Source organism: Sphingomonas sp. ATCC 31555, from assembly GCF_000282895.1.
Taxonomy (GTDB): Bacteria; Pseudomonadota; Alphaproteobacteria; order Sphingomonadales; family Sphingomonadaceae; genus Sphingomonas.
Genome location: NZ_ALBQ01000009.1, coordinates 102,253 through 111,120, shown reverse-complemented (window position 1 = coordinate 111,120; position 8,868 = coordinate 102,253). Strand labels below are relative to the sequence as shown.

Below are 8,868 nucleotides of genomic sequence, written 5' to 3'. Positions count from 1 at the left end.
CTGAAATCGATACGGTCCGGCGAAGAGGCGCCCATCCCCTCCCCTAGCCCCTCCCGCAAGCGGAAGGGGAATGAAGTTGGGTCAGGCCGCCGCCACCGCCGCCTGTTGCCGCGGGCGCAGGCCCAGCAGGTGGCAGATCGCGTAGCTCAGTTCGGCGCGGTTGAGCGTGTAGAAGTGGAACTGCCGCACGCCGCCCGCATAGAGCTTGCGGCAGAGTTCCGCCGCCAGCGTCGCCGCGACCAGCTGCCGCGCGCCCGGGTGCTCGTCGAGCCCCTCGAACAGCTTCTCCATCCAGGCCGGCACGTCGGTGCCGCACATGGCGGACATCTTCACCACGCTGGCATAGTTCATCACCGGCATGATGCCCGGCACGATCTCGGCATCGATCCCCGCCGCCGCCGCGCGGTCGCGGAAGCGCAGGAAGGTCTCGGCCTCGAAGAAGAACTGGGTGATCGCGCGGTTGGCACCGGCATCGATCTTGCGCTTGAGATTGTCGAGATCGGCCTCGGGGCTCGGCGAATCCGGATGGCATTCGGGATAGGCGCTCACCGAAATCTCGAACGGATGCAGCCGGCGCAGGCCCGCGACCAGGTCCGCCGCATTCTCATAGCCGCCGGGATGGGTGCGGTACTTCTCGCCGGCGCGGGGCGGATCGCCGCGAAGGGCCACGATATGCCGCACGCCCGCCGCCCAATATTCCTCGGCGATCTGGTCGATCTCCTCGCGCGTCGCCTCGACGCAGGTGAGATGCGCGGCGGCGGCCAGCGGCGTCTCGCGCGCGATCTTCGAGACCGTGGCGTGGGTGCGCTCGCGCGTCGTGCCGCCGGCGCCATAGGTGACGCTCACGAAACGCGGCCCGAGCGGCGACAGCGTCTCGATCGAGGCCCAAAGCGTCTCTTCCATCTTCTCGGTCTTGGGCGGGAAGAATTCGAAGCTCACCGCCACATCGCCCGCCACGTCGGCGAACAGGGGCGGTGCCATGGGGTCTACGATACTCATGCCGCCTTCACCTTTTCCCCGCTCCCCCCGGTCTTGCGACCGAGCCATAATTTCACCGTCAGCGCACCGCCTTCCAGCGTCTGCACCTGCACCGGGGCGAGCCCGGCGCGATCGAACCAGCCGAGCATCTGCTCGTCCGAAAATCCCAGTCGCGCATGCGCATCGCGGGTGCGCAGTTCCTCGCGCTCGTGCGGCGCGAAATCGACGATCAGCAGCCGCCCGCCGGGGCCGAGCACCCGTGCTGCCTCGCCGATCGCCGCTGCCGGTTGCTGCGCGAAGTGGAGCACATGATGCAATATAGCAGTATCTGCGGTCCCGTCCGCCAGCGGCAACGCATAGAGATCGGCCTGGCGTAACTCGGCATGAGCAAGATCCGCCAGCTTGGCACGCGCTAGCCGCAGCATTTCGGACGAGCGATCGATGCCCAGCGCCTGGGCCGATCGCGGCCCGAACAACTCGAGCATCCGCCCCGTGCCCGTGCCGATGTCGACCAGGCTGCCGAGTGAGCCTTCACCCAACGCGATCGCCATCGCGGCTTCGACTTCGCTGTCCGCGACGTGCAGCGAACGGATCGCATCCCATTGATCGGCATTCGCCTCAAACCATGCCTCGGCAGCCGCGGCACGATCGGCACGCACCGCCGCGAGCCGGGCCTGGTCGGCGATTACCCAGGGATCGCCCGCCAGTTCCCAGGCGTCCAGCGCTGCAAGCACCGGCGCCGTGATCCCCCGCCGGCCCAGCGCCACGAACACCCAGCTGCCTTCCTTGCGCCGCTCAACCACGCCGGCGTCGCAGAGGATTTTCACATGACGCGAAACCCGCGGCTGGCTTTGCCCCAGCACCTGCGCCAACTCGCCCACGCTCAATTCCATGGCCCGCAACAATGCGACGATCCGCAGCCGGGTCGAATCCGCGAGCGCGCGGAAGATGGTGAGGGGCTCTGTCATGGGCGGCTTATAGATATAAAGATATCTTTATATCAGGTCAACGCATCGCTGCGCGGTTGCGTGCGTTTGCGCCTGTGGCTAGCCCCGACACCTCTCCCCGTGAAGGAACCCACATCCATGCGCAAGCTTCTCCTCCTCCCCGTCGCCGCGTTTGCCCTTGCCGGCCTTTCCGCCTGTGGCGGCAACGCGCAGAACGAAGCCGCAGAAGCCAATGAGGCAATGGTTGGCGACAGCAACACGATGGGCGAAGCGGTGGCAGACGTGAACGCGGCCGAAGATGCTGCCTTCACCGATGCCGAGAACGCCTATGCCACCAATGCGACGACCATTGGCAACGAGATCGTCGACTAAGGCGTTTGTGCAGCCTTCCCTCTTCTCGGAGCATCGCCATGCCGCATCTTCGCCCGCTGGGCGCCTCGGGCCTGGATATCTCGCCGCTGGTTCTCGGAGGCAACGTCTTCGGCTGGACCGTCGACAAGGCGAGGGGCTTTCGGATCCTCGATCGCTTCGCCGAGCGCGGCGGGGTGATGATCGACACCGCCGACGTCTATTCGGCCTGGGTCTCTGGCCATAGCGGTGGCGAATCGGAAAGCCTGATCGGCGAATGGCTGCGCACGTCCGGCAAACGCGACCAGGTGCTGATCGCCACCAAGGTGGGCATGCTACCGGGCGATGGCGGCGAAAAGCTGGCGCCCGCTCGCATCGCCGCCGCGGCCGAGGCCTCGCTCCGGCGGCTCGGCGTGGAGACGATCGACGTCTACTTCGCGCACCAGGATGATGAGAGCGTGCCGCAGGAGGAGTATCTCGCCGCATTCGGCACGCTGCTCGATGCCGGCAAGATCCGCGTGCTAGGCGCTTCCAACTTCCATGCGATGCGGCTGAAGTCGGCGCTCGACATTGCCGCCAGGGAAGGCCTGCCGCATATTCGCGTGCTCCAGCCTGAATATAATCTGGTCCGCCGGCACAAGTTCGAAGGCGAGTTGCAGGATCTGTGCATCACCCAGAATATCGGGGTGGTTCCCTATTACGGGCTCGCCTCGGGCTTCCTAACCGGCAAGTACCGCAGCGAGGCCGACCTGGGTAAGAGCGTGCGCGGCGCCGGCATGGCCAAGCTGCTCGCCGGCAGGGGCGGCCCGGTGCTGGCGGCGATGGATGCGGTTGCAGCGGAGACCGGCGCCAGCCTGGCCCAGATTGCCCTCGCCTGGGTGACGGCGCAGGACGGTATCACCGCGCCGATCGCCAGCGCCACCAGCGTGGAGCAGCTCGACGAGTTGATCGGAGCCTGGGATCTCGAACTCAGCCGCGACCAGCTCGATCGCCTGACTGCCGCCGGGGCCTGATGACCGCAGCAGACCTGATCGATCGTATCGTCGCCCAACTCGTCCGCCGCCACGGCGGAACCGTGCGCCGTTGGAAAACGGTGCTGGGCAAGGTGCGCGTCTATGACGCCGAGACGCACCCGCATTGCAACTGGTCGCTGGCCCCCAGCGGGGCGGCGGGCGACGTCGCGGCGGTGGAGAAGCTGCTCGACGAGCTGCGGATCACCTATCCGATCGTCGCCAGCTGAAACCTTGCACCGTCATCCCGGCGATAGCCGGGATCCATTGGGGGCAACGTTGCGGCTCTTGCTGAAGCCGAGAGGCGACTGGATCCCCGCTTTCGCCGGGATGACAAAGGCAAAGAAGGGCGGAGCACGTGGTGCCCCGCCCTTCTTCATCCTCTCCCGGCAGCGATTAGATCCCGACCTTCAGCGTCAGAAAGAACTGCTGCGGCGCGCCGACCATCAGCGTCTGGTTGTCGCCGCTGTTGCCGAACCCGTTGGTACCGATCGTCGAGATGTACTTCTTGTCGAACAGGTTGGTGACGTTGCCCTGCAGTTCGAGCTTCCGGCCGCCCAGGTCGAACGCGTAGCCGAGCGTCGCATCCACCACCACGCGGCCGTCCACGAACTGGTCGTTGGTATAGGTGAAGTAGCGCTTGCTCATGTAGTTCGCGCCGACGCGGGCGTTGAAGCCCTGGCCCGACCAGGTAACTTCGCCCTTCAGCATGTGCTTGGGCGAATCCACCACTGTCTTACCCTTGGTGGGGATCACCGCCGTGGCGGTGCGGACATCGTCGCGATAGGTCGAGTCGTTGTAGCTGTACGAGGCGAACAGCCCGAAGCCCATCGGCAGGCGCACGTCGCCAGTCGCCTCGACGCCGATCGAGCGCGCATCGCCGACATTCTGCAGGATCGCCGGGTTGCCGACGATGCCGGCGCTGGTCGTCACCGCCAGCAGGCGGTTGCGGAAGTTGACGTAATACCCAGCCAGCGAGCCGGTGAAGATGCCGCTCCGATAGCGGCCGCCGACTTCATAGGTGTCCGATGCTTCGGGCTTGAGCTTGGTCGCACCGCTGTTGAGCGCGTTGAAGCCGGCCTGGGTCGTCGCGAACGGGCCGCTGGTCGCCGCCGACACGAAGGCGCGGGTCACCTGGGTGAAGCCGGCGAACAGCTCGGCATTGTCGTTCACCCGGTAGTTGAGGCCGGCATGCGGCTGGAACCAGTCGGTCACCTTGATCCGGCCGCCGGCGAGCCCGCCCGCGACGATCGGCGTCGCATGGTTGGTGACGGCGAAGCCCTTCCAGCCCAGATTCGCGGTCAGCGCGCCCAGCTCGATCTTGTCCTGCACGAAATACTGGACGGTGTCGGTCTGGTACTTCCAGTACCACTGGGTGGCGAACGGGTTGCTCTGGAAGGTCAGGCTGTCGCGGCCCGGGTTGGTGCGGCTGTCCAGCGCGTAGAAGCGGCGCGCCTGGCGGAAATCGTTGCGCTCGTACCACCCGCCGACGGTCACGTCGTTAAAGCCGAGCTTGGTGCCGATATTGCCGAACACGCCGCCGCGGCGGATGTCATATTCGGTGGTGCGCAGCGACATCGGCACGCCGTTGGGCGAGGCGACGTACGGCGTGTACCACAGGCCCTGGCCATGGTTGTTGTGGAAATAGCCCTTCAGCACGCCGTGGACCGCCGAGCCGCCGGTCGTCTCCAGGCCCGCCGAGGCGAGATAGTCGCGGCGCAGGCCCGCGGCGTTGTAATAGGCGTCGTCCGGGTTGAGGAACGGCGCCGGATACACCTTGCCGGCACCCGGATTGGTCGGCGTCACGCCGGTATAGCCGTTGTTGGCGCCGATGTCCGAGACCAGGATCGCCTTGGCATAGTCGTTCGAGATATTGTCCCAGTTGTAGCCGAGACGCTTGATCATATCGAGCGACATGTCCTGATAGTCGTTCTCGCGACGATCGGAGAAGTCGAACGTGCCGACCGCGCGCAGCTCCGGCGTGATCGGGGTGACGATCTTGCCATTGACCTGGTTGATGCGCTGCGCACCCCAGCCCTTCCACTTGTCGGTATCCGAGTGGAGGTAGGAGAGATAGGCGCGGGTGCCGCCCGGGGTGAGCTCACCGAAATCGAGCCGACCGAAGACGCGCCAGAAATTGTCGCTGCCGCCGGTGGCGTTGACGTCGATGCCGAGCTTCTCCTTGGGGTCGCTCGACAGGAATTCGAGCGTGCCGCCGAGATTGTTGGTCGCCTGGGTATCGATCCCGCCCGAGCCCTGCGACACGCGTGTCTCGGCGATGTTCTCGCTGATGATCGCGCGGCTGATGTGCAGGCCGTTGACGTTGCCGTAGCTGGCATCGCCGAGCGGGACGCCGTCCAGCGTGAAGCCCAGCTGGTTCTGGTTGAAGCTGCGGATCGACACGCGCTGCGCCCATTCATAGGCGCCGAACGGATCGGCGCCCTGGAAGTTGACGCCCGGCAGCTTCTCGATCGCCTTGAGCGGGCTGGTGCCCGGCGCGAGTAGTGCGATGTCGGCCTGAGTCAGCGTCTGGATCTGGCGGGTCTCGCCCTTGCCGATCACAACGATGTCGTCGGCGCCGCTCTGCGGCTGGGTGTCGTCGATCAGCGTGGCGGTGGGCGCCGTCTGCGCGAAGGCCGCGCCGGCAGTGAACAGCGACGTGCCGGCGAGCAGCCCGGCGGCAAGCATACGGATGCGCATGCGCATGATCCCCTTGGGAAAGCACCAGGCCCCTCGCCCGTGCTGGGCCGCCGCTAGCCGTGCCGCGTTGCAACATTCGATAGTTAACGCTTCATTCTCGGGACTCCATCGTGACATCTCCGTGACGTTTGGATTTACGCTTCGGAAAAGTCCGGATTTCCCGTTGTCGACCGCTGCCGCACTACGATAGCCATGACGCATCTCGCCCCTCTTGTGTTGCCCAATTGCAACACTATCTGCTGGTCACACGCGAACAGGGATCAGGCATGAACCTCGAAAAATTCACCGACCGCGCCAAGGGCTTCCTGCAATCGGCGCAGACCGTGGCGATCCGCATGAACCATCAGCGGATCAGCCCGGAACATCTTCTGAAGGCACTGCTCGAAGACGAGCAGGGCATGGCCAGCGGCCTGATCCAGGCGGCCGGCGGTGACGCCAAGCGCGCGCTGAGTGAGACCGATCTTGCCCTGTCGAAGATCCCCGCCGTCAGCGGCTCGGGCGCGCAGTCGACGCCCGGGCTCGACAACGATCTTGTCCGCGTGCTCGACCAGGCCGAGACGATCGCCCAGAAGTCCGGCGACTCCTACGTCACCGTCGAGCGGCTGCTGGTCGCGCTGGCGCTGAGCCTCAACACCGCCGCCGGCAAGGCGCTGCAGGCCGCGAATGCCAAGCCCGAGGCGCTCAACACCGCGATCAACAGCATGCGCGGCGGCCGCACCGCCGACACCGCCTCGGCCGAGGACCGCTACGACGCGCTCAAGAAGTTCGCCCGCGACCTGACCGAGGCGGCGCGCGCCGGCAAGCTCGATCCCGTCATCGGCCGCGACGAGGAAATCCGCCGCACCATCCAGATCCTCGCTCGCCGCACCAAGAACAATCCGGTGCTGATCGGCGAGCCCGGCGTCGGCAAGACCGCGATCGCCGAGGGCCTCGCGCTGCGCATCGCCAATGGCGACGTGCCCGATACGCTGAAGGATCGCACGCTGATGGCGCTCGATATGGGCAGCCTGATCGCGGGTGCCAAATATCGCGGCGAATTCGAGGAGCGGCTGAAAGGCGTGCTCGACGAGGTGAAGGGCGCCGAGGGCCAGATCGTGCTGTTCATCGACGAGATGCACACGCTGATCGGCGCAGGGAAAGCCGAGGGCGCGATGGACGCCGGCAACCTGCTCAAGCCCGCGCTCGCCCGCGGCGAACTGCACTGCATCGGCGCGACCACGCTCGACGAATATCAGAAGCATGTCGAGAAGGACCCCGCGCTCCAGCGGCGGTTCCAGCCGGTGTTCGTCGGCGAGCCCACGGTCGAGGACACGATCTCGATCCTGCGCGGGCTCAAGGAGAAGTACGAGCTGCACCACGGCGTGCGGATCACCGATGCGGCGATCGTTGCGGCGGCGACGCTCTCCAACCGCTACATCGCCGACCGCTTCCTGCCCGACAAGGCGATCGACCTGATGGACGAGGCCGCCAGCCGCATCCGCATGGAGGTGGAATCCAAGCCCGAGGAGATCGAGTCGCTCGATCGGCGGATCATCCAGCTCAAGATCGAACGCGAGGCGCTGAAGCGCGAGACCGACGAGGCCTCGCGCGACCGGCTAGCGACGTTGGAGGAGGACCTCGCCAATCTCGAGGAGCAGTCGGCCGGGCTGACCACGCGCTGGCAGGCGGAGAAGGACAAGATCAACGCCGAGGCCGTGCTGAAGGCACAGCTCGATCAGGCAAGGATCGAGCTTGACCAGGCGCAGCGCGCGGGCGACCTCGCGCGTGCAGGCGAATTGTCCTATGGCGTGATCCCGCAGCTCACCCGCCAGCTCGACGAAGCACAGAACGTCACCAAGGGCGCGATGCTGCGCGAGGAAGTGACGGCCGACGACATTGCCGGGGTGGTCGCGCGCTGGACCGGCATCCCGATGGAGCGGATGCTGGAGGGCGAGCGCGAGAAGCTGCTCCACATGGAGGAGCAGCTCGGCAAGCGGGTGATCGGCCAGGCCGATGCGGTGAAGGCGGTCTCCACCGCCGTGCGCCGCAGCCGCGCGGGCCTGCAGGATCCGAACCGGCCGCTGGGCAGCTTCCTGTTTCTCGGGCCCACGGGCGTGGGCAAGACCGAGCTGACCAAGGCGCTCGCCGAATTCCTGTTCGACGATCCCAACGCGATGGTGCGCATCGACATGAGCGAGTTCATGGAGAAGCACGCGGTCGCGCGGCTGATCGGCGCCCCTCCGGGCTATGTCGGCTATGAGGAAGGCGGCGTGCTCACCGAGGCGGTGCGACGCAGGCCGTATCAGGTGGTGCTGTTCGACGAGGTGGAGAAGGCGCACAACGACGTGTTCAACATCCTCCTCCAGGTGCTCGACGACGGTCGCCTGACCGACGGGCAGGGCCGCACGGTGGACTTCTCGAACACGATCGTGATCCTCACCTCGAACCTGGGCAGCCAGTATCTCACCAACCTGGCCGACGGACATCCGGTGGAGGAGGTGGAGCCGCAGGTGATGGAGGTGGTGCGGGCGCATTTCCGCCCCGAATTCCTCAACCGTCTGGACGAGATCATCTTGTTCCACCGGCTGGGCGCGGACCACATGGCGCCGATCGTCGACATCCAGGTCGGCCGCGTGGCCAAGCTGCTCAAGGACCGCAAGGTGGGCATCGACCTGTCGCCGGCGGCGCGGGAATGGCTTGGCCGCGTGGGCTATGATCCGGTGTACGGCGCGCGTCCGCTCAAGCGCGCCGTGCAGAAGTACCTGCAGGATCCGCTCGCCGACCTGATCCTGCGCGGTGCGGTGAAGGACGGATCGACCGTGCATGTCGACGAAGGCGACGGAGCCTTGGCGCTGCGCGTCGATTGATCTGCGGGAGGAGGGGCGGCCATCGCCCCTCCTCCCGCC

7 protein-coding genes are annotated in these 8,868 nt (G+C 66.3%); 4 read left to right on the top strand and 3 right to left on the bottom strand.

Translation table 11 applies throughout. From position 1 onward, the window contains the following. Nucleotides 1-81: 81 nt before the first annotated feature. Nucleotides 82-981 (bottom strand): methylenetetrahydrofolate reductase, encoded by a 900-nt coding sequence (gene metF, locus B215_RS0104305; RefSeq protein ID WP_019368396.1) that lies wholly within the window; start codon nt 979-981, stop codon nt 82-84. Between the two features lie 14 nt (nt 982-995). After that, on the bottom strand, nt 996-1,946 hold the full coding sequence (locus tag B215_RS0104300) for an ArsR/SmtB family transcription factor (RefSeq protein WP_019368395.1): 951 nt from the start codon (nt 1,944-1,946) through the stop codon (nt 996-998). Between the two features lie 117 nt (nt 1,947-2,063). Between B215_RS0104300 and B215_RS0104295 the strand changes: the two genes are divergently transcribed. Genes B215_RS0104295 through B215_RS0104285 form a run of 3 tightly spaced genes read left to right on the top strand, consistent with a single transcriptional unit; the run spans nt 2,064 to nt 3,513 of the window. Further along, the gene (locus B215_RS0104295; RefSeq protein WP_019368394.1) at nt 2,064-2,297 is read left to right on the top strand and encodes a hypothetical protein; all 234 of its coding nucleotides are present in this window, start codon (nt 2,064-2,066) and stop codon (nt 2,295-2,297) included. Between the two features lie 38 nt (nt 2,298-2,335). Then, the gene (locus tag B215_RS0104290; protein WP_019368393.1) at nt 2,336-3,286 is read left to right on the top strand and encodes an aldo/keto reductase; all 951 of its coding nucleotides are present in this window, start codon (nt 2,336-2,338) and stop codon (nt 3,284-3,286) included. After that, nucleotides 3,286-3,513, top strand: a complete 228-nt coding sequence (locus B215_RS0104285; RefSeq protein WP_019368392.1) for a hypothetical protein — start codon at nt 3,286-3,288, stop codon at nt 3,511-3,513. The genes B215_RS0104290 and B215_RS0104285 overlap by 1 nt, the downstream gene beginning before the upstream one ends. A 166-nt stretch (nt 3,514-3,679) precedes the next feature. Here B215_RS0104285 and B215_RS0104280 read toward each other — a convergent pair whose 3' ends face one another. Next, entirely contained in the window at nt 3,680-5,989 is a 2,310-nt protein-coding gene (locus B215_RS0104280) for a TonB-dependent receptor domain-containing protein (RefSeq protein WP_019368391.1), read from the bottom strand. Nucleotides 5,990-6,249: 260 nt separating this feature from the next. On the opposite strand from B215_RS0104280, the gene clpB reads away from it, so the two are divergent. Beyond that, nucleotides 6,250-8,829: an ATP-dependent chaperone ClpB gene (gene clpB, locus B215_RS0104275; RefSeq protein ID WP_019368390.1), complete on the top strand. Its 2,580-nt coding sequence runs from the start codon at nt 6,250-6,252 to the stop codon at nt 8,827-8,829. Nucleotides 8,830-8,868 lie beyond the last annotated feature (39 nt).